General features: G+C 35.9%; 18 protein-coding genes, 1 pseudogene and 1 riboswitch. Of the genes and pseudogenes, 6 read left to right on the top strand and 13 right to left on the bottom strand.

What is annotated here, in order from left to right; translation table 11 throughout:
- Nucleotides 1-37 precede the first annotated feature (37 nt).
- The 5 genes from arsR to BG05_RS16175 all read right to left on the bottom strand — a co-directional run bounded on the left by arsR (nucleotide 38) and on the right by BG05_RS16175 (nucleotide 5,509).
- On the bottom strand, nucleotides 38-343 hold the full coding sequence (gene arsR, locus BG05_RS16195) for an arsenical resistance operon transcriptional regulator ArsR (protein ID WP_002163599.1): 306 nt from the start codon (nucleotides 341-343) through the stop codon (nucleotides 38-40).
- Nucleotides 344-875: 532 nt separating this feature from the next.
- Complete coding sequence (locus BG05_RS16190; RefSeq protein WP_003190006.1) at nucleotides 876-1,385, bottom strand: DinB family protein; 510 nt, start codon at nucleotides 1,383-1,385, stop codon at nucleotides 876-878.
- Nucleotides 1,386-1,927: 542 nt separating this feature from the next.
- Complete coding sequence (locus BG05_RS16185) at nucleotides 1,928-3,784, bottom strand: alpha/beta fold hydrolase (protein WP_003190004.1); 1,857 nt, start codon at nucleotides 3,782-3,784, stop codon at nucleotides 1,928-1,930.
- A 58-nt stretch (nucleotides 3,785-3,842) separates the two neighbouring features.
- Nucleotides 3,843-4,409 (bottom strand): TetR/AcrR family transcriptional regulator, encoded by a 567-nt coding sequence (locus BG05_RS16180; protein ID WP_002128043.1) that lies wholly within the window; start codon nucleotides 4,407-4,409, stop codon nucleotides 3,843-3,845.
- A gap of 335 nt (nucleotides 4,410-4,744) precedes the next feature.
- Nucleotides 4,745-5,509, bottom strand: coding sequence for an SDR family oxidoreductase (locus BG05_RS16175; RefSeq protein WP_002168061.1), 765 nt, complete (start codon nucleotides 5,507-5,509; stop codon nucleotides 4,745-4,747).
- Between the two features lie 320 nt (nucleotides 5,510-5,829).
- On the opposite strand from BG05_RS16175, the gene BG05_RS16170 reads away from it, so the two are divergent.
- Both BG05_RS16170 and BG05_RS16165 read left to right on the top strand, forming a co-directional pair.
- A complete protein-coding gene (locus BG05_RS16170; protein ID WP_001178569.1) occupies nucleotides 5,830-6,270 on the top strand; it encodes an Lrp/AsnC family transcriptional regulator in 441 nt (146 codons plus the stop codon).
- 134 nt (nucleotides 6,271-6,404) lie between these two features.
- A complete protein-coding gene (locus BG05_RS16165; RefSeq protein ID WP_002128048.1) occupies nucleotides 6,405-6,938 on the top strand; it encodes a DUF2199 domain-containing protein in 534 nt (177 codons plus the stop codon).
- Between the two features lie 105 nt (nucleotides 6,939-7,043).
- Here BG05_RS16165 and BG05_RS16160 read toward each other — a convergent pair whose 3' ends face one another.
- The gene (locus BG05_RS16160; RefSeq protein WP_033734082.1) at nucleotides 7,044-8,249 is read right to left on the bottom strand and encodes a M20 family metallopeptidase; all 1,206 of its coding nucleotides are present in this window, start codon (nucleotides 8,247-8,249) and stop codon (nucleotides 7,044-7,046) included.
- Between the two features lie 88 nt (nucleotides 8,250-8,337).
- A riboswitch (SAM riboswitch) is annotated at nucleotides 8,338-8,439 on the bottom strand.
- A gap of 75 nt (nucleotides 8,440-8,514) precedes the next feature.
- Nucleotides 8,515-10,824 carry an AAA domain-containing protein gene (locus BG05_RS16155; protein WP_002142401.1) on the bottom strand — a complete coding sequence of 770 codons (2,310 nt, stop codon included), beginning with the start codon at nucleotides 10,822-10,824 and terminating at the stop codon, nucleotides 8,515-8,517.
- Nucleotides 10,825-10,935: 111 nt separating this feature from the next.
- On the opposite strand from BG05_RS16155, the gene BG05_RS16150 reads away from it, so the two are divergent.
- Nucleotides 10,936-11,328 (top strand): VOC family protein, encoded by a 393-nt coding sequence (locus tag BG05_RS16150; RefSeq protein ID WP_002185477.1) that lies wholly within the window; start codon nucleotides 10,936-10,938, stop codon nucleotides 11,326-11,328.
- A 247-nt stretch (nucleotides 11,329-11,575) separates the two neighbouring features.
- A pseudogene (locus tag BG05_RS31090) lies at nucleotides 11,576-11,832 on the top strand (hypothetical protein).
- A gap of 227 nt (nucleotides 11,833-12,059) precedes the next feature.
- On the opposite strand, the gene BG05_RS16145 reads toward BG05_RS31090, so the two are convergent.
- The 4 genes from BG05_RS16145 to BG05_RS16135 form a co-directional block, all read right to left on the bottom strand.
- Nucleotides 12,060-13,367 carry a condensation domain-containing protein gene (locus tag BG05_RS16145; protein WP_003189990.1) on the bottom strand — a complete coding sequence of 436 codons (1,308 nt, stop codon included), beginning with the start codon at nucleotides 13,365-13,367 and terminating at the stop codon, nucleotides 12,060-12,062.
- Between the two features lie 537 nt (nucleotides 13,368-13,904).
- Complete coding sequence (locus tag BG05_RS30625; protein WP_000869361.1) at nucleotides 13,905-14,078, bottom strand: hypothetical protein; 174 nt, start codon at nucleotides 14,076-14,078, stop codon at nucleotides 13,905-13,907.
- A 218-nt stretch (nucleotides 14,079-14,296) separates the two neighbouring features.
- Nucleotides 14,297-14,620 (bottom strand): PepSY domain-containing protein, encoded by a 324-nt coding sequence (locus tag BG05_RS16140; RefSeq protein ID WP_000912126.1) that lies wholly within the window; start codon nucleotides 14,618-14,620, stop codon nucleotides 14,297-14,299.
- Between the two features lie 20 nt (nucleotides 14,621-14,640).
- A complete protein-coding gene (locus BG05_RS16135) occupies nucleotides 14,641-15,111 on the bottom strand; it encodes a hypothetical protein (RefSeq protein WP_002013601.1) in 471 nt (156 codons plus the stop codon).
- 329 nt (nucleotides 15,112-15,440) lie between these two features.
- Between BG05_RS16135 and BG05_RS16130 the strand changes: the two genes are divergently transcribed.
- Together BG05_RS16130 and BG05_RS16125 are read left to right on the top strand one after the other, a co-directional pair.
- Complete coding sequence (locus BG05_RS16130; RefSeq protein WP_002128055.1) at nucleotides 15,441-16,115, top strand: response regulator transcription factor; 675 nt, start codon at nucleotides 15,441-15,443, stop codon at nucleotides 16,113-16,115.
- Entirely contained in the window at nucleotides 16,112-17,485 is a 1,374-nt protein-coding gene (locus BG05_RS16125) for a sensor histidine kinase (protein WP_002128056.1), read from the top strand. The genes BG05_RS16130 and BG05_RS16125 overlap by 4 nt, the downstream gene beginning before the upstream one ends.
- A gap of 236 nt (nucleotides 17,486-17,721) precedes the next feature.
- Here BG05_RS16125 and BG05_RS16120 read toward each other — a convergent pair whose 3' ends face one another.
- Nucleotides 17,722-18,120, bottom strand: coding sequence for a DUF1259 domain-containing protein (locus BG05_RS16120; protein WP_003190280.1), 399 nt, complete (start codon nucleotides 18,118-18,120; stop codon nucleotides 17,722-17,724).
- A gap of 329 nt (nucleotides 18,121-18,449) precedes the next feature.
- Complete coding sequence (locus BG05_RS31085) at nucleotides 18,450-18,611, bottom strand: hypothetical protein (RefSeq protein WP_000441003.1); 162 nt, start codon at nucleotides 18,609-18,611, stop codon at nucleotides 18,450-18,452.
- Nucleotides 18,612-18,665: the final 54 nt, after the last annotated feature.

Below are 18,665 nucleotides of genomic sequence, written 5' to 3'. Positions count from 1 at the left end.
TTATTAATCAATTTTTTTTGATTAATAGTATAAAATTTTAACAACAGCTACCTTTTCCTGTTTTTCTAAAAATACAGCACAATTCTTCTGATAATAAATTATTTACTTCCGCATCATTTAAATCATAATAACTCCACGTGCCTTTTGTTTCTTTTACAATTAAACCTGCATCTAATAAAATCTTTAAATGATATGACAACTTAGATTGCGTCATTTCAAAAATCTCTGTTAAATCACATACACACGTCTGGCCTCGCTGACAAAGCTCATACATAATCTCTAAACGCTTTTGATCCGCCAACGCTTTAAACTTTTTTTCATAGAGCTGAAAATCTTGTACCACCGTAGTTCACTTCCCTTCATCAAATTTTTTTGATATTTATAGTATATACGCTGATTAATTTATTACGCAACTAATTAATCAAATTTTTTTGATTTATAAAAACTTCCTCACATCATATCTTTGCTACAACTAAAAAGGACCATAGCCTTTTCAAAAATAAAAAACTATGGTTCTTTTTACAACTTGATAGTTACAATATTTCCGAGGAATGGAGTCTCTATAACTGTTTTAAATTTTAATTTGACCATTATAGAGTAGTGCCCCATCACCATCAAGCTAAGAAAAACAAATACCCCCAAATGAAAAAAATCGATATAACTCTTCGGCAAATAAAGATAACTCTTGTTTTTGGTGCATATTCATAAAAAGCACGTCACCCTTTCTCATTAACATAAGAGAATAGTAATGTGCTTTTAATTTCAAAAATAGTCTAAATCCTTAAGTTGATGGTTGTGGGGCGGGACCCCAATAAGAACGGTATCTAAGGTTGTATGAGAGGTGTTAGTTCCATTCCAAAGGCCTCAACCGACGATTAACTCAAGTACTGATTTCGGATGACCCCCATGTGATGAAGTTCGTGTCCTGCGATGCCGTACGCGAGGGCGCGCACCGTAATGCTTAGGTTGTTGGCTGTGCCCTTTCGGGTCCACGCCTCCGCCGGTAGCCCGCGCAGCAATGTGATCGTTGATTGCCGTACGGCCCGGTAGTCTTCGGCCAATTGCTCGGTTGTCCAGCTTCCGAAAGGAGGCATGAACAATTCCTGATCGAAACCAGTCAGAGACGTCTGGTCCCCTCTTGCGAACCGAAGCAGGCGGTAGGTCATGACGCGTTCCGCGTCTGCAATGTGGCCCACGACTTCTTTCAGCGTCCATTTTCCTTCCGCATACCGATACGCGTACTGACTTTCGGTCAACGATGCCAGGAGCTCGATCATTTGCTTTTCCTGGGCGAGCAGAATGTCGATGATATTACCGTCCGGCACCAAACGGATATATTCGCCGGAGTCCCCGGCGTATTCTTCTTCTGACGGTCTTTGATTCATGCGTAGTCACCTCTTATATGTAGATATAGAAAATTATAGCACTCGTCTATGTCTAATAAATTCTCGAAATGATAGAACTTTCCTTCTAATAATTGAGGATAAGCAACTATTTAGTTTGTCGGTCGCCACACTATCCTGACTCGTTAGCACAATAAGCAATGCTAATCAATAATGCATAAAAATTACCTATTATACAATATTTCGAAGTTATTAATATATAAAGGTAACACCTTCTTTTTTAATTTAAAGATGGATTTTCAATTATATTTTGAAATGAATCGGAGTAAAACACACTAGTCTAACTACTTTTTTATAAACATCGTAACATTATTCCCCCCCCATATTACCATCAACTTGAGAAATGTATTCTTCTCAAAAATGAAAATCGACCTAAGATCCTATGGACAACTATGAAAGGATGAAATTTTCGTTTTGGGGATATTTCAGAAGTATAGCTTGATAGGTATGGGGTGGGACCCCTAACAGTACGATTTTATTTCAAAGACACAACGATCTTACTACACACTGTTTATCCCACACACTCATCTGCTAGTATTACTATTTTTTATTACTAATGTTGCCGTTTCACTCGGATGGCTAAGAGGAAAATGATGGCCATATGGAACAAAATCAACCTTACCAAGATGCGATGGAGCAGAATAGCCTCTGTCATAATCCCCCCAAATAATGTGAAGATTATACTTTGTTACTTCATTGAAATCACCTTGATCGTTTTTCAGTAGTAAACTGTTAAGCTGAACCGTAGTATTTAAAATTCTAGGAGAAGTAAAACTGTTACTTATTTTTTCGATATAATGTTCAGGGATGCTCTCCATACTTTCAAACAAACCATTACTTAATAAATAACGCTCTATCAAATTAGTAGTTGCCAATTTTAATGCCCATTTGTTCATAAATTGGGGAACATTTAGCGATTTAGCATTTTTTTTAGCAACAGGTGGCTGAAGTAAAGTGATTGAATACTTCTTATCTATGTACTCTTGTACCAATGCTTCCAGAAGAATAAACGCACCGAATGAATGGCCAATTAGATGTGCACCATTAGTAGCTTTCTCCAATAACTTTTTCACTACATTCAAATAGATATCTAGAAGATTTTTCTCTTGTTTAAAAGGAGAACGTCCCAAACCTGGAAGATCCAAGATCCATACAGGTTGACCAGTTTTTTCATGAAGCTCTTGTGCTAAAGGAAATAAATCCTCTCCATCACTCAATAAACCATGTAATAAAATAAACGGTTTACCCTCTCCTTGTAATTGGTAAAGGGTAGTGTTATCGCATAATGTTCGTTTAAATAAATGATTATGCTGGCCATTTTGATGCATCATTCGATAATCCAAATCAGCTACTACGGCAGGGAAAAATTTCATTACACTCGTCTTCTTAAACCAATCTCCTCCCATAATTTTTTTCGCTGAAACATTTGAAAATTTTCGTTTTGTAATAAAATTCAGTCCATCCGAAGGGATTTTTGTTATTTTACTTACTCCACTATTCATAATTGCTTTCATAAGTGGCATTGGGACAGAGATTTTTGGTGCCCTCATATTCATACTTTCCGACATAATACTTAATAATTCAGCAATGTTCTGATCGTGCTGTTTGTCTTCAACAAGTGTATATGTTTGAATAGTCGGTTGCTCCAATCTGAAAACCTGCACAATAAACTTCGCAAGCTCATCGTTTGCAATAAGTGGTAACCTATATCCCTTACCTCCAGGAATCACTGGCATGAGCCCTCTTCGCATACTCATCACAAGCAAACCTAATCCTGCTATCTGCTCTGTACTCCCTGTTTTACTACTACCGACTACAGTTGGCGGATTAATTACAGAAAGCGGATAACCTACTGCTGATGCCTGGTGACGGATATAAAGATCTGCTAAAAATTTTGTTCTCTCATATGGATTTTTCATTTTCAAATAATTGTGTCCTTCTTTAAACACATCAATTGCAATCTTGCTATTTTTATCATCAAAGGGACTCATATAACCTACAACATGAATAAATTGTTGCAAGCCCTTCAATTGATGAATACTTTTAGCTAATTCACTAATATGTTTGGCGCCATTTAAAAATACGGAAGCTGCCTCTTTACTTGTCACTTGAATATCCATGGGGCCTCCTGCGTGAATAATCACATCCGTTTTCAATATCCTCTCCTTATCTTCAGCACTTAGACCTAAATCTATTTCCGTCAAATCACCTTCAATAAAGTGCATAACTGCCTTTTTTAAGATGCCTCTTTCTTGAAAAATGCGTTTTGCTTTACTTTTCGACCTCACTAAAAGAAGAATTTTAACATCCTCTTTAGCTAATTCTTTCACTAATTGCTTTCCAATAAAGCCTGTTCCACCAATTAAAAATACTGTTCTCATATAAAATCCCCTTTTTAGTACTATTTAGTACTAATTTGATGTAAAAAAAAAGCTTCTTTTATCGAAGCAAGTTAAATAAATGATCTGCTGTTTTCGTGATTACAGTTGCATCCTTCAATGTTTCTGAAATAAATAACGCTCCTTCAAGATTTGTAATAAAAAGTGATGCAACCTCATCAATATTAATCGTATTTCTGAATTCTCCATTCTCTACCCCTTGTTTAAGTAATAGAGAAACTTTCTTTTGTAATTCTGTAAAAAAAAGACCTATTTTTTCTTTTATTTGCGTGGCCTGTGTAGGACTTTGAATATAAAGAGTAATAAATGGACAGCTCCCCTTATACTCTCTCGACTGAACTCCTTGTGATAATTGCTTTAAAAACAGTTGGATACGATCTTCAACTAAAAATTGGTTCTGAGAAAGTACGTCATCAATTGCAGATTGATACATTCCAATCCAATAATCAACGACCCCTTCTAATAATACTTCCTTATTAGAAAAGTGATAATACACATTAGACTTTGAAACTTTGCTTACACGTACTAATTCATCCATACTTGTATAAGCAAACCCTTTTTCTAAAAATAATGTTGCAGCTACTTCAATCACACGTTTTTGATTCATTAATTTTACCTTTGTCATAACTAGAACTATATAGTACTAATTTAAATGTTGCAAGGATTTATGTTAATTTGGAAAAAAGTTTGATTAAAAAAGTTCCACTAACATTGATTTTACTGCAAAAAAATCTTATTTTGAATAAAATGGAACTGAACCCCGAAATTGTTAATTCACTATCGTCTAATAGGGGTCACCATACATACCCATCAACTTAAGAAAAAGAAATGCCCTCAAAACGAAAAAATGAGCGGCTTCTCAAAATAGCTGTCTGTAGAGAAAGAAAATTTTAATTTAGGGGGAGATGAAAATATTAGCTTGATGGGTATGAAGTAGTGCCCCTATAAACAAAATCCTCCAGAAACATCTAAAATTTGCCCTGTTACCCAGCGGCTATCAGAAGAAGCAAGGAATGCTACTACATCTGCAATATCTTCAACTTGCCCTATTCGTCCGAACACAGATGAATTCGTAGCAAAATTTCGTATTTCCGGATTATCTAGCAATTTCGCATTTATATCTGTCTTCGTATATCCAGGCATAATTGTATTCACTGTTATACCTCTTTCTCCAAGATGTTTAGCTAGAGGAAGTGTCATCGTATTTAGTGCACCTTTACTTAAACCGTATGCAATGGACCCTGCAAAACCAAGTCTTACTTCAGCTGATGAAATGTTAATAACTCGCCCCTCCGCTCGTAATAACGGTAATGTTTGCTGAATTAAGAAGAACGGTGCTTTAATATTTACAGACATAATTTCATCAAAAACTTCTTCTGTCGTATTTTCAATTGTTCCTTGTGTACCTATCCCTGCATTGTTTACTAAAATATCAATCTCTGATGTACCAACTCTTATTTGTAATTCATTCTTCAATTGTTCTACTATCTTTTTGACACCATCAATTGAATTGAAATCCGCTTCAATTAAGAATGCCTTTCCTCCATTTGATTCAATCTCACTAATTGTTTCATCTGCAGCTGCTTTATTTCGGCCATAGTGAATTGCAACTAATGCACCGTCGTTTGCCAATCTCATCGCAATCGCACGACCAATACCGCGACTCGCCCCTGTTACTAACGCTACTTTCCCATCAAGATTCTTCATTTTTTCCACCCTTCCTAAATTTTCGTTTGATAAAGTGAAACTTTAATCAGTGGGGGTTTTCTTCATCCCCCACTGATTATCAGCCCTCACCAATCGGGCTTTTACGGGCAGTTAATCTCTCACCTAACCACTTTGCTCCAGCTGAATTTTGAGGTGGGAGTTTTACTGCCCGCAAATAGCGGGATAAATCCTATACTTATATTTTTAAGCAAATACTAATAATTTTAAATATAGATTTATAGGTAATTTAGTTCCTTCACTTATGATATTATAGTTATAATTTACGATTTACTTTAGAAAATAAAAAGGGGGGCTATCCAATGCAAAACGCAGTAAAACTAGATGAAATTGACCATAAAATTATGAACTTGTTGTATGAAAATGCGAGAATTTCTGTTTCAGAAATAGGACGTATTATATCCATGACGCAGCCTGCTGTAAAAGAACGCATTAACAAGCTTGAAGATCAAGGGGTTATAGCTGCTTACCGAACGAAATTTGAGCCTTCCAAAATTAATAAAAACATCCAAGCATTCATTATGTTCAAAACGAGTCAATGCTCTGATTTTATCCAATATTGTAATGCCGCTCCTGAAGTAACAGATTTATATCGAATTAGCGGGGAATTTAATTATATGATGAAAGTCATGAGCGATTCGATGGATTCTCTCGCTGCATTTTTAGACTCTTTAATGCAATTTGGATTATCATCTCCTTTAATTGTTTTAAAGAGTGAATTTGAAGAGAAATTGTCGTTCTGATAAAAGGATACGTATTAACCTCCGCTAACATTAAAAGTTGCTTCTTTGTGAGAGAAATCAAAAAAACAAATGATATAATCTATTTAAAATCAAATGATCAAACACAATTGTTATAGATGGTTAGGAGAAAATTAATGAACGAAAAAATAGGCTATGTTTGTAAATTTTGCGGAGTATTTCACGATGAACTCCCTATATGTTATGGGAATGAGGCTCCCGATTATTTTTACTATATCCCTGAAGAAGAGCTAGAGAGTCGAGTTGAAATGGATGAAGATCTATGTGTAATTGATGATGAATATTTCTTTATGAAAGGTTGTATTGAAATTCCAGTTTTAGATGGAGAGGGACCTTTTATATGGGATGTATGGGTATCTTTAAGTGAAACAAACTTCCAAAAGACGCTTGATTACTGGGAAACGAAAGGAAGAGAAAACGAATTAGAGCCAATGTTTGGTTGGTTATCTACCCAACTTCCTTGTTATCCAGATACAGTAAGTTTAAAAACAATGGTTCATACTAGAGAAATCGGTTACAAACCTTATATTCAACTCGAACTAACAGACCATCCATTATCTATTGAACAAAAAGATGGTATTAAACTAGATCGCATCCAAGAAATTGCTGAAGAAATTTGTTATCAAAATAACGAAGAAATAAATGATTAGTAAATAAAAAAGAACATTGAAAAATCAATGTTCTTTTTTATTGCATTTTCACTTATTAATCAGATTTCTCTTCGAAAAGAGAACACTCAACTGTATTTTAACCACCTACCCCTGATTCCTCTGCTCCTCCCTAAACTCCTCCTTCACCTTTTCTAACAAACCTTCTTCTGTAATTAATCGATACGCCGTATTTGCTAGTGCTTTTGCGGATGTAATTAGCGCTTTATCTCCTAATTCTGAACGTGCCGCTTCTCTAAATTCATTCGTATGTGCAATTAAGTCATCTGGACCGATTTTAATGTACGGATGAATTGTCGGTACGACTTGGCTTACATTTCCTGCATCTGTTGAGCCAATTCCTACTCTTTCTTTACGGTTTACATCTTCACCTAGTAGTTCTAACTCTTCCGCTACAACGTCATTAAATGTTTTTGTTACGAGTAGTTCATCGATTTCATTTTGGAATTGATGAATTTTTACTTTTGTACCTGTTGCTAACGCTGCTCCTTGTGCGATGTTTCTTACTTTCTCTGTTACTTCCGCACATCTTTTTCTCGTTGCTGCGCGGATGAAGAACCTTGCTGCGGCGTAGTCAGGAATAATATTAGGTGCTTTCCCGCCCTCAGTAATAACACCATGAATTCTCACATCTGATGGGAGTTGTTGGCGAAGTGCATTAATACTGTTATACAGCTGGATAATCGCATCTAATGCGTTAATTCCTTCTTCTGGTGAGGCCGCTGCGTGAGCTGTTTTTCCGTAAAAATGAAAATCTAGTGGATCAACTGCTAGTGACGGACTCGTTGGAGCTGTTTTTCCGCTCGGATGAATCATAAGCGCCGCATCAATGTTTTTAAATAAGCCAGCTTTCACATAACTCGATTTTGCGCTACCATTTGGCCCGCCCTCTTCTGCTGGTGTTCCGAACACGACAACTTCTCCGCCGATTTCCTCAAGCGTTTCTGATAACGCGATCGCTGCTGCAACGCTAATTGTTCCGATTAAATTGTGACCACACGCATGACCGAGTCCTGGTAAAGCATCATACTCAGCTAAAAATGCGATAACTGGTCCTTGTTTCCCGGAACTTTTTCGCGCGATAAATCCTGTTTCATGACCAGCTATATTGTGCTGCAACTGAAATCCTGCGCTTCCTAACAACAAACTTAACGTTCTTGATGCGTAAAACTCTTGGTTACCAATCTCCGGATTCGCATGAATATTATGACTTGTTTCTATGTACTTTTCCTTATTTCTTTCTATACTCTCTTCAATTGTTTTTCTTTGTGACGTTACTCCTGTCGCTCCCATTTTTCTTCCTCCTTTTATTTTCACGTAAAAAAGCCTCTTTCTAAAAGATAGAAAGAGGCTTCTGTATATACAGTCAAAATGAGCTTCTTTCTTATCTTTCAAGTTACCTTGCTGGAATTGGCACAGTATTCATAAAGAATCCGCTGCCGAGGTGTCATAGGGCCAGTCCCTCTACCTCTCGTGATAAGAATTTTCATAAAATTATATTAAATTATTTTCATTCTAAGTTCATTCCAGACAAAAGTCAAGGAATTCCTATATGAATTTACCGAATATCTAAAAACCCTTTTAATACGCCAATTGTTTCAGGTGCTTGTAATCTTGCACATATGTACGGAAATTCCATACTACCTTCAAACATCATTTGAGATGTAAGAGGTGCTCCTGCCCAAAAGATTTCATCATCGATTACGATAAACGGGAATGCTTTATTTTGTCTTTGTAACTTTACATTTTTTAACGGAACTGGTCCATCACTATACACTGTTATTTGCGCATTTGTACGCATTAACGCTTGCCAGACTCGCTTATCCACTTGCTTTGTACTTGGAAGTGAAATAATAATTTTTCGTTTTGCGGCTAAAATATCTTTCAATAACCCTTTCGGCTCTTCAAGATTCATTTCCATAAACCAGCGTAAACGTTTCGAAATTTTCCGCTCCCACAATTGTCTTGATGTCGTGCGATCATATACATCTCCGTGACGTTCTATATGAGCTGTTAATTGTGATAACGCTTGTTTTCTCGAAAGATTTTTACGCATGTAGTGGCAATCTGATAATTGAATGAACTTCCCTCTCGCTCTCGTAACTGCAACGTTGACGAGGCGATGATTTTTATGGTCAAAGAATAACACGCCAGGTCGTTCTTGCGGATAACTATCTACCGTATCAAAAATCATCATATCTCTTTCAGACCCTTGAAACTTATGAACTGTCGCCGCTAAAACTGGTATGTTTTGATATTTCGTTTTCTGCAACATTTCTCTAATGCACGTTGATAAAAAGCGGGACTGTGCCCTGTAAGGCGTAACTACACCGATAGATTGAACACCGTCTAACAATCCAATTAACATCATTTGCATCGCTACTAAACCAGACATAATATTAAAACGAGAACCGGAAGCAGCGTCTTTTAAAGAAAAGGCTCCCATTAAGCTCGTATCAAATAAAACACTCGCCTCATTTGCGAACGGTTGCAGTTTCGCAAGTTCTTTACGCTCTGAAACAGATGGATGATCGTACACTCTATTTTTATAAATAAATGAATTCGTAAACTTCGATATATCCGTATGCATACGTCTTTGCTCCTGCAGCATAAAAAGGTTCGGATGTGCTTCTGATTTATTTACAGAATCAACAATCCCTGCATGATAAAACATATCTTCACCGAGCCATTTTCGAACGAGTTCATGGTTCGCCATCGCAATCGGAGGTAACTGTAAAAAGTCACCACAAACGACAATACGTTTCCCAAGTGAAGCAGCTAATGCGATTTGCGGAACATAAGCCATACTTACTTCATCTACGACAACTAAATCAAATGTACGCTCATAAATAAGTGAATCAATTGCACATTTCGATAAAGTCGCACCGATTACTTTCGCATTTTCAATGTATTCTTTTTCTACTTCTTTAATTTTCGCTTTTTGCTTTCGAAGATCACTTTCAATCTCTTGTATACGCTTCTTATCAGCAGAAGTCGCTTTATATGATAAAATCTTTTCACGAAGATCTTGTCGTGTCTCTTCTAAATAGAGTCTTTCTTCTCCCCAAGATCCATTCGTCGTTTCAACTAACTTCGATGCAAGTAACGTTTCATGATTTCGTATATGTTCATGTTGACTATAACCGTAACGAACAATTTCGCCAGGCGTCCATTTCTTTTTCTTCTCAATTTGCTTCGTTACCTCGCTCATTAATACGTCTACTGCCGCATTACTATGAGCTAACACAAGTACCGATTTTCCTTTTTGATAATGAGCCGAAATAATACGTGATAAATTGTACGACTTCCCTGTTCCCGGTGGTCCCCACACGTACGTTGTTGGATTGTAAAAAGAACGATACGCCAATTCATTTTTCGTATTTTTCATCTTTTCAAGATGTTTCGGACTGCTCGTCCCATCAACAAGACGCTTTATACGATTACGTTTTAGCTTATCTTTATGTGCCTCTTTCAATCGCTCTTGTAGTTGTTCTAACAATTGCCACGGTTCACTGTATAAAACCGCTTCTCGTATTTCACCTTGTATATAATCATTTAATTTCAGTTCTATTTCTAATCCATGTACAGATAATACTTCCCCCGTCGCTTCCTCACCATCGAACTCAATTCGAATTGGTGAACCTTCAGGTAAGCTTACTTCCGAAATAAGCTGAAATACGTATACTGTACTTTCATAATCTGTATATAAAAAACGACCGTTCATGATAGAAATTTTACTACCACCTATCGTTTTCCAATGTTTAATTTCATACGCTAATGCATAATGCCACTCTTTCATCGTTGCCGATAATGAAGGAGTTTGAGTAGTTGTATTCATCGTATAATCTCCTTCCTTCTCCCCAAACATACTTTCTCACTATACCATATAACACGCTAAAATTTGTAAGGTTTTTATCTTGCTTATTTTCTTAATTTTCAATAATATATTGTATATAATTTTCAGAAAGAAGGAATCTACATGCCAGTTAGAAGAATAGAACACGTTGGACTTATGGTTGCAAACTTAGAAACATCTATTTCATTTTATGAAGAAGTAGTCGGCTTACAGCTCATTAAACGTATGGGGCACCCGAATCCAGACTTAAAACTCGCTTTTTTAGGTGTAGAAGAATCGAAGGAAACGATACTCGAACTCATTGAAGGCTACAACTCTTCTCTTCCGGCAGAAGGAAAAGTACACCACATTTGCTTTAAAGTGGATTCATTAGAGGATGAAATCGAAAGACTAAAGAAACACAAAGTAACCTTTCTACTAGGAGAAGAAATTGAAACATTACCAGATGGAACACGTTACATATTCTTCGCTGGCCCTGACGGAGAGTGGATTGAGTTTTTTGAGACGGAGAGATAAAGTGAAACTTTAATCAGGTGGGTGTCCATTCCTCCTTTTTTATCCCACACCAATCGGGCTTTTGTGGGATAAAAAAGAGCCGGAATTTGGTCTTATCCCTGTCAAGTAGACAGTATTAAAAACCCCTTCAACCTGAAGACTCACCTAGATTAAAAAACAATCATTTTGTTAGGAGTAAGGAATGATAAATACAATCTATATTATTGTTTTTTAGATACTTATACTATTCCCAATCCTGTATGTAATCATGATAAAGCATTGGAATATAAAAGTAGTTGCCGTATTTATTGGAAGGATTCTATTAAGTATCGTCTTTTTCTTAAATGGAATGTATGTAGGACTGCAACGAAATTGGGCAGAGCCCCCTATGAAACAGAATGGGATTTCTTTATAAAGTCTTTATTAAATGGAAAAACTGATGCACTTATACACTTGTTACTTCTAATTATTATCGTTACTTTCGGCTTAATAATTATATTTTTTCATAGAAATAAAAAGAAATAGGGTGTTTTCCCTATTTCTTTCTTTACTGGGGTACCGCCCATAACCATCAAGCTAAGAAAAGCGAATACCCCAAAACGAAAAAAATGACCTGAATTCTCATAAATAACTGTTGTAGTGATATAAAATTTTCGTTTTAGGGATACTTCAAAATATTAGCTTGATGAACATGGGGACGAGCCACTAAAATACAATTCCGCTAGAAATTTCCGCTCTATATTCCCTTTTATTTATGATAGTTGATTAACAACACTTTCCAAAAATTTGTCTACCTCTTCTTTTGATGTATCCGGTGTATGATAACCAATCGTAAATGTAAGTCTCCCATTATAAAAGCTTGCACCCATTGAAAAGAATGGCGCATACATAATGGGTGATGTCATATACCCGTCCTCAGCTTGAACTTCACCAAACTGAATAGGTTCATCAGCGATCACCCCGAAATTTGTCAGTAACGGCAACGCCATCCCCATCTGTAAAGCCTGCTCGTATTGCTGATTATACATTTCCTTCACCACAGATAGCTTCATACCTGCCAGTAGCTCCATTCCTGCTGCTGAAGACAGACCTGGATTTTGAGACTTTATTTTATCCATTGATTGTTTAATTCGAACGAGAGTCTGATTAAATGATTCATTATCCTCCATTTTAATCACTGGCATTTCCATGCCGGATAAGTTGCAAATAGCACCAGTTGTATAATTAGGCAGATATCGACGTAAATCAATTGTTAAACCGATCATTTTTTCTGCGGTGCGAGGTTCTGCATACACAGTGAAATGTGATAAAACTCGGAAGTAGGCAGTCATGATTACATCATTCAAGGTAGCCTGTTGTGCTTTTGTCCATTGGGTTAGACGTAGAGATTGCTCATGGCTCAACCGCCGTACAGACATTTGAGGGGATTTATTTTTGTTGGGTTGAGATGGAAAAGACCATAACGATGCCTGTTGTTCTTGGCTAGGACGATACGCGCTTTTTATGTCCGATATTCCAGCATATTTGAATACATGTGATTGATCTCGAAAACTCTCATTTCCCTCACCAAATTCCTTCATAATTTGATTCTTAGATTGTCCCAAGGAAAGTTGAGTATAAATTGCTCCAAGCAAATTAATATATTCCTTGACCCCTGCGCCATCTGAACATAGATGAGATAATTTCACAACTAACATATCTGTTGTAGTGCCTCGTAATAATTTTGTTTGAACCATAGGCCCCTGAATACGATCACCGGGTTCCTTAATAAAATCTATTGCCATTATTTCAAGTTCTTGATTATTTCCTTCTGCAAAAAGGCAAATAGGTGAGTTAGTGGCAGATGAATGTTCCTCCCAGTAAGGGATATCATTTTCTACAAACCGGCTGTTCAAAACCGGCTGCAATTGTAACGTTATCCTTACTGATTGTTCAAGTATTTCCTTTGATATACCTACAGGAAAATAAAGAACTGCATTAATTTGTTGATCTGCAGAATAAAGACCTAATACATAATTCATTCGATCTTGAGGTGTTACTGAAAACTTTCTTTGTTCCATAATTCCGTCCCCCTTTTAAGACTTTTTTTGCATAACCTTATTCTCCATATGGTTGTAAATTTTCTTCAAGAGTAAATAATTATTATTTTTTGAACTTTTCACAAAAGTATCTTTTCCGTACTGGTTCCATTCTTTTTACGGCTCTTTGTAGGTGATATAACCATTATTTTATTATTATTAACACTTCCTACCTCCCCTCTTAAAATCAAACGAAAATCGATTTAGTTTATATATATACAAACATTTTACAATGGCGTTTGGTAATTATCAATAAAAACAAATTATTTTTATGTCTGTTAATAAAAAAAATAATATAATACGTTTAGGTGTTACTTCATAATAAAAAGGTTGATGGGCATGGAGGACCACCAACCTTTTATCTTATTGCTTTAGATGTTTGTATTCATTATTACATTGTTTACAAATAACTCCTGTTTGCACTTGTATCACCTCATCATTTTCAAACTTCCAAACTAACTAGGTCTTCATAAAGTGAAACTTTAATCAGTGGGGGGTTTTGTCCATCCCCACTGATTATTAGCCTTCGCCAATCGGGCGTTTACGGGCAGCAGGGCTCCCACCTAACTCCTTTGCTCCAGCTGAATTTTGAGGTGGGAGTTTTACTGCCCACAAATAGCGAAAAAAAGGAGCCGGAATTTTGGCCCCTTTTTTCGCAAGTGCAGCAATGGTTTGAAGAACCGTAACCTTCAACCTAAAAATTTACCCAGATTAAAAAACAATCATTTTGTGAGGAGTAGAAAATGATGAATACAGTCTATATTTTTGTTTTTTAGATGAGTGTATTTCTTAACTTGATAGCGATGTAGCTGGCCCCTTTTAGAATAGTAGAGTATAAACGTGAAAAAACTTCTAACAAATTTTGTTAGAAGTTTTTTAAAATACGTGATATTTTATTTATCAATATTTCTTCAGTCTTCATTATTGATTTCTATCGTGCCTGTTCTAGCACTAACCTTTAAAATATTTAATAGATTCTCGGGTGTCTTGATTTCCACTTCATATTCAAATTTAGATTGTGCTAAGTTGTCATCTTCTAATTCGAATTCTTTTTTCACATTAATAATTTCTCCATTTGTATGAGCTAAAGAAATTTCACGAACTTGTTTCTCTGTATAGTTTTCATTCTTTTTCGCATAATTGTAACCCATACCATAATATCCACCAACAATAGCGATACCGATTATTAAAATAGCAATTACACTTATAATTATTTTCTTTTTATGTTTTAACATTTCCATCCACTCCTTAATAATTAATCATTTATTCCAAATCTTGCTTCAAGTACATTTTCTGCTTGCTCTAATTGATCTTCAAGTATATCTTGTTCTCTTTCTTGTATTTGATATTGTTCAACAGTTATCGTCCCAGCGTGAAAATCTGCTTCTAGCTGATCATCAGATAGATCTATCTTGTCATCTAATTGGTCAATTTCTTTTTTTGCTGCTAAGTACGTATTTAAGTTATCTTCTTTTGCTCCAACTGGTTTCGTATTATTTGCCTTTTCTACAATAGATGTGACTTCGTTTTTGAAATCTTGTGTTTGCTTAGTATCATTCATAGCAGGCCCTGTTTTGTGTGGTTCGTGTTGTAGTTGCGTACCTTCTTTTTGTGATGTATCGTTTTCTACTTTCAGTTGTTGTATTTCTGTATCGTTATCAGCTTGAGTAGAACAAGCTGTTAAGAATAAACAAGACATTGCTCCAATCATCATCCATTTTCCCATTATGTTCTCCTCCCTTTACATGTGCACCTTATCCATGTCCTTATATTACTGAACAAACATTAAAGGAAGATTAATGTGCCAAAAAATAAAGTGAAACTTTAATCAATGGGGGTTTTGTCCATCCCCCACTGATTATCAGCCCTCACCAATCGGGCTTTTACGGGCAGCAGGGCTCCCACCTAACTCTCTCGCATTCGCCGAATTTTGAGGTAGGAGTCTTACTGCCCGTTAATGCGGGATAAAATGATATAATTAAATAGTTTCTAATCTTTCTTTAATGTTTCGGAATTATAGTGATACATATAAATAAGAAGAAAAGGAGAATGTTAATGCGAGTTCTTATTGTCGAAGATGAAAAAGACTTACAAAATATATTGGTAAAACGATTAAATGCAGAATATTATAGTGTCGATGGATGTGGGAATGGAGAAGATGCTTTGGATTATATAAGCATGGCTACCTACGATTTGATTGTGCTTGACATTATGATTCCCGGAATAGATGGTTTACAAGTATTACAAAGATTACGTGCGGACAATAATACAACTCCTGTCTTGCTTCTTACAGCTAAAGATACAATTGATGATCGCGTAACAGGACTCGACTTAGGTGCGGACGATTATTTAGTAAAGCCCTTTGCTTTTGATGAGCTGTTAGCAAGAATTCGAGTGTTGATGCGAAGAAAAACAGGAAATACATCTAATGTGTTTGAAATCGCTGACCTAGTGGTGGATTGCAATATGCATAAAGTAACAAGAGGAGATCAAGTTATCAATCTTTCCAGTAAAGAATTTGCTATTTTAGAATATATGATTCGTAATAAAGAAGTTGTGTTGACACGAGATAAAATTGAGCAACATGTGTGGAATTACGACTATGAAGGTGGCTCGAATATTATTGATGTTTACGTCCGCTATCTTCGCAAAAAAATTGATAGCCAGTTTGAAACGAAGTTAATTCATACAGTACGAGGAACTGGTTACGTATTGCGAGTAGAATCATGAAAAGACTATCAATAAAAATGAGAGTGACCCTATGGTATACGGGGCTAGTTGTAATTATTATGGCACTCGTGTTAGCTTTTATTTTAACTTCTTCAGATAAAGTTTTGCTTTTTAATATGAAAAATCAATTGAAGAGCACAGTAAAAGAAAGCATTGAAGATATCGAATATAAGCATGGACAGTTAAAGATTGACGATGAATTTGAAGCCTTAGAAGATGGAGTAAATATCATCATTTATAGTAAACAAGGTGAGCTGCTGGCAGGACATAATCCAACGACCTTTAATAAAAAGGTATCGCTTAAATCCGATGAAATACAAACCATTAAAGACGGTAATAAGGAATGGATAGTATATGATTTTCTCCATAATGTAGGCGGCGATGAGCAAGTCTGGGTTCGTGGCATAATGACCATGAATCAATTATCATCGACCATGAATACGCTTATTGTGGTAACACTCATCTCATTTCCATTACTTATTCTCATTGCGGCAGTGGGAGGATATTTTATTACGCAAAGAGCGTTTCGACCTGTGCAACAAATGAGTGATTCAGCCAGTGAAATTGGTGATGGTAAAGACCTTTCGAAGAGAATTAATTTACAAGGGTCATCGAAAGACGAAATGTATCATTTAGCACAAACCTTTGACAAAATGTTTGAGCGATTGGAGACATCATTTGAAAGTGAAAAACAATTTACATCTGACGCATCTCATGAATTAAGAACACCAACATCTGTTATTATTTCGCAATGCGAATACGCTTTATCGCAGAGGAATAATCCGAAAGAAATGGAAGAATCGTTAGAAGTAATTTTAAGGCAATCGCGTAAAATGTCCGTGTTAATCTCGCAACTCTTATTATTAGCACGAGTTGACCAAGAAAAGCATAATACTTTTCAATTTGAATGTATCAATATGAGTGAATTAACGGAAATCGTTGTAGAAGAGCTTTCATTAATGGTTCAAGAAGCTTCGATTAATATAACAACACATATAGAGGAAGACCTGTTTATTAAAGCAGATCAAACATTGATGATGCGTTTATTAATGAATTTACTAACGAATGCGATTGCTTATAGCAAAGCGAACGGCACTGTGAATATGCAACTGTTCCGGGATGAAACCAACATAATAGGTAAAGTCTCCGATAATGGCATAGGCATCAGCGAGCAACATATTGCGAAAATATGGGACCGCTTCTATCGAGTTGACGCAGCACGAACATCTTCAAACAATGGAAACACAGGTTTAGGGTTGTCGATGGTAAAATGGATTATAGAACTACACGGAGGAGAAATTACCGTTGAAAGTGAATTAGGAGAAGGCAGTACTTTTACATTTAAACTACCAATTGAAAACCGAGCATAATGTATGCTCGGTTTTAGCTTTAGAATACAGATTGATTAAAAATCTCTCTTCAGTCCTTATTTAAAAGTAAATACAAAAACTCCATTTTGAAAAAAAGCGATCAAAATGGAGTTACTCTTTTTAGCTATATATGAGATTTTATAAAACCATCTACTTAAATCTATTTTCCAAGTATACCATTCAACAATCTGAAATATTCTAATCAGCACAATCACTCATTTAACTAAAAAAATTGGTTAATTGCATAATGCTCTTCTGACTTTCCTTGCAAAAATTAGTGGATCATCAACGTCTTCGATATTAACGTAAATTAAATTTGGATCATCACATAACCACTCATTGTGTATAGACGAAACAATTATTCCTTGTTTAATAATTGTAGCAACAAATTCAGTGACTTCCTTTTGTAAGAGTGCTACCCGCCCTAGACATAATGCCCGTCCAGTTTTATTATCTCGTGATTCGAATGAGAAGGAAGTTGTTACTCTAAAACGTTTCCCCAAGATTGTTGCTTGTATTTCATCTCGATTTATTGTTGCCACGCATTTTCCACCGGCGAATCCTTCTTGGCCGCCGATAATTCTTGCAAACTGTTGACAAATTGATTCCTCATTAATCGCCATACCTTCAATCATCCCCCCTTTTACTGTTAGGTTATGAATGAATACATAGGTCTGAAACGGTAATGAATCTATTCTATTACAAAAAAGATAATGGCAATCTAACGAAAACTGTTAGCTCAATTATTCTTGATCATTTGAATTAACTCGGCTATATATGTTAAGACATTTTTAGAGAGCATAAAAAAGACACCCTAAGGTGCCATCCTCCGACTTGAGAATCATATCTATGTATGGAGAAATTTAGAAAAGAGAAACTTCTAACTATAACTTATAGAGCTCTTATACCATGAATTACTTACATACATATTTCCTTATTTACCGGAAGAATAATCCCCGTTATATTACTTTCTGATCAGTCTCGTTAAAGCCATCCCAATAAATCCAGCACCCATCCCTATTAGCCATCCAGCATGAGTATCACCTAATATAGATCCCACTCCTCCGCCAAGAAACATGCAGCCAACGAATACTAATCCTCCAATTCCCCAATTCGGCCGTTCCATAATTCAATCACATCCCTTCAATAAAACATATACGATTAACTAGCCTAACTTTCT

This window comes from Bacillus mycoides (assembly GCF_000832605.1).
Lineage (GTDB): Bacteria > Bacillota > Bacilli > Bacillales > Bacillaceae_G > Bacillus_A > Bacillus_A mycoides.
Note: the sequence above shows the minus strand (reverse complement) of the source record. Positions and strands in the feature narration are given on the sequence as shown.

Coding starts and splice junctions, on each gene's coding strand:
- BG05_RS16190 (WP_003190006.1), bottom strand. CDS start 1,385: ATGAATCAAAGACCGTCAGAAGAAGAATACGCCGGGGACTCCGGCGAA.
- BG05_RS16185 (WP_003190004.1), bottom strand. CDS start 3,784: ATGAGAACAGTATTTTTAATTGGTGGAACAGGCTTTATTGGAAAGCAA.
- BG05_RS16180 (WP_002128043.1), bottom strand. CDS start 4,409: ATGAATCAAAAACGTGTGATTGAAGTAGCTGCAACATTATTTTTAGAA.
- BG05_RS16175 (WP_002168061.1), bottom strand. CDS start 5,509: ATGAAGAATCTTGATGGGAAAGTAGCGTTAGTAACAGGGGCGAGTCGC.
- BG05_RS16170 (WP_001178569.1), top strand. CDS start 5,830: ATGCAAAACGCAGTAAAACTAGATGAAATTGACCATAAAATTATGAAC.
- BG05_RS16165 (WP_002128048.1), top strand. CDS start 6,405: ATGAACGAAAAAATAGGCTATGTTTGTAAATTTTGCGGAGTATTTCAC.
- BG05_RS16160 (WP_033734082.1), bottom strand. CDS start 8,249: ATGGGAGCGACAGGAGTAACGTCACAAAGAAAAACAATTGAAGAGAGT.
- BG05_RS16155 (WP_002142401.1), bottom strand. CDS start 10,824: ATGTTTGGGGAGAAGGAAGGAGATTATACGATGAATACAACTACTCAA.
- BG05_RS16150 (WP_002185477.1), top strand. CDS start 10,936: ATGCCAGTTAGAAGAATAGAACACGTTGGACTTATGGTTGCAAACTTA.
- BG05_RS16145 (WP_003189990.1), bottom strand. CDS start 13,367: ATGGAACAAAGAAAGTTTTCAGTAACACCTCAAGATCGAATGAATTAT.
- BG05_RS16140 (WP_000912126.1), bottom strand. CDS start 14,620: ATGTTAAAACATAAAAAGAAAATAATTATAAGTGTAATTGCTATTTTA.
- BG05_RS16135 (WP_002013601.1), bottom strand. CDS start 15,111: ATGGGAAAATGGATGATGATTGGAGCAATGTCTTGTTTATTCTTAACA.
- BG05_RS16130 (WP_002128055.1), top strand. CDS start 15,441: ATGCGAGTTCTTATTGTCGAAGATGAAAAAGACTTACAAAATATATTG.
- BG05_RS16125 (WP_002128056.1), top strand. CDS start 16,112: ATGAAAAGACTATCAATAAAAATGAGAGTGACCCTATGGTATACGGGG.
- BG05_RS16120 (WP_003190280.1), bottom strand. CDS start 18,120: ATGATTGAAGGTATGGCGATTAATGAGGAATCAATTTGTCAACAGTTT.
- BG05_RS31085 (WP_000441003.1), bottom strand. CDS start 18,611: ATGGAACGGCCGAATTGGGGAATTGGAGGATTAGTATTCGTTGGCTGC.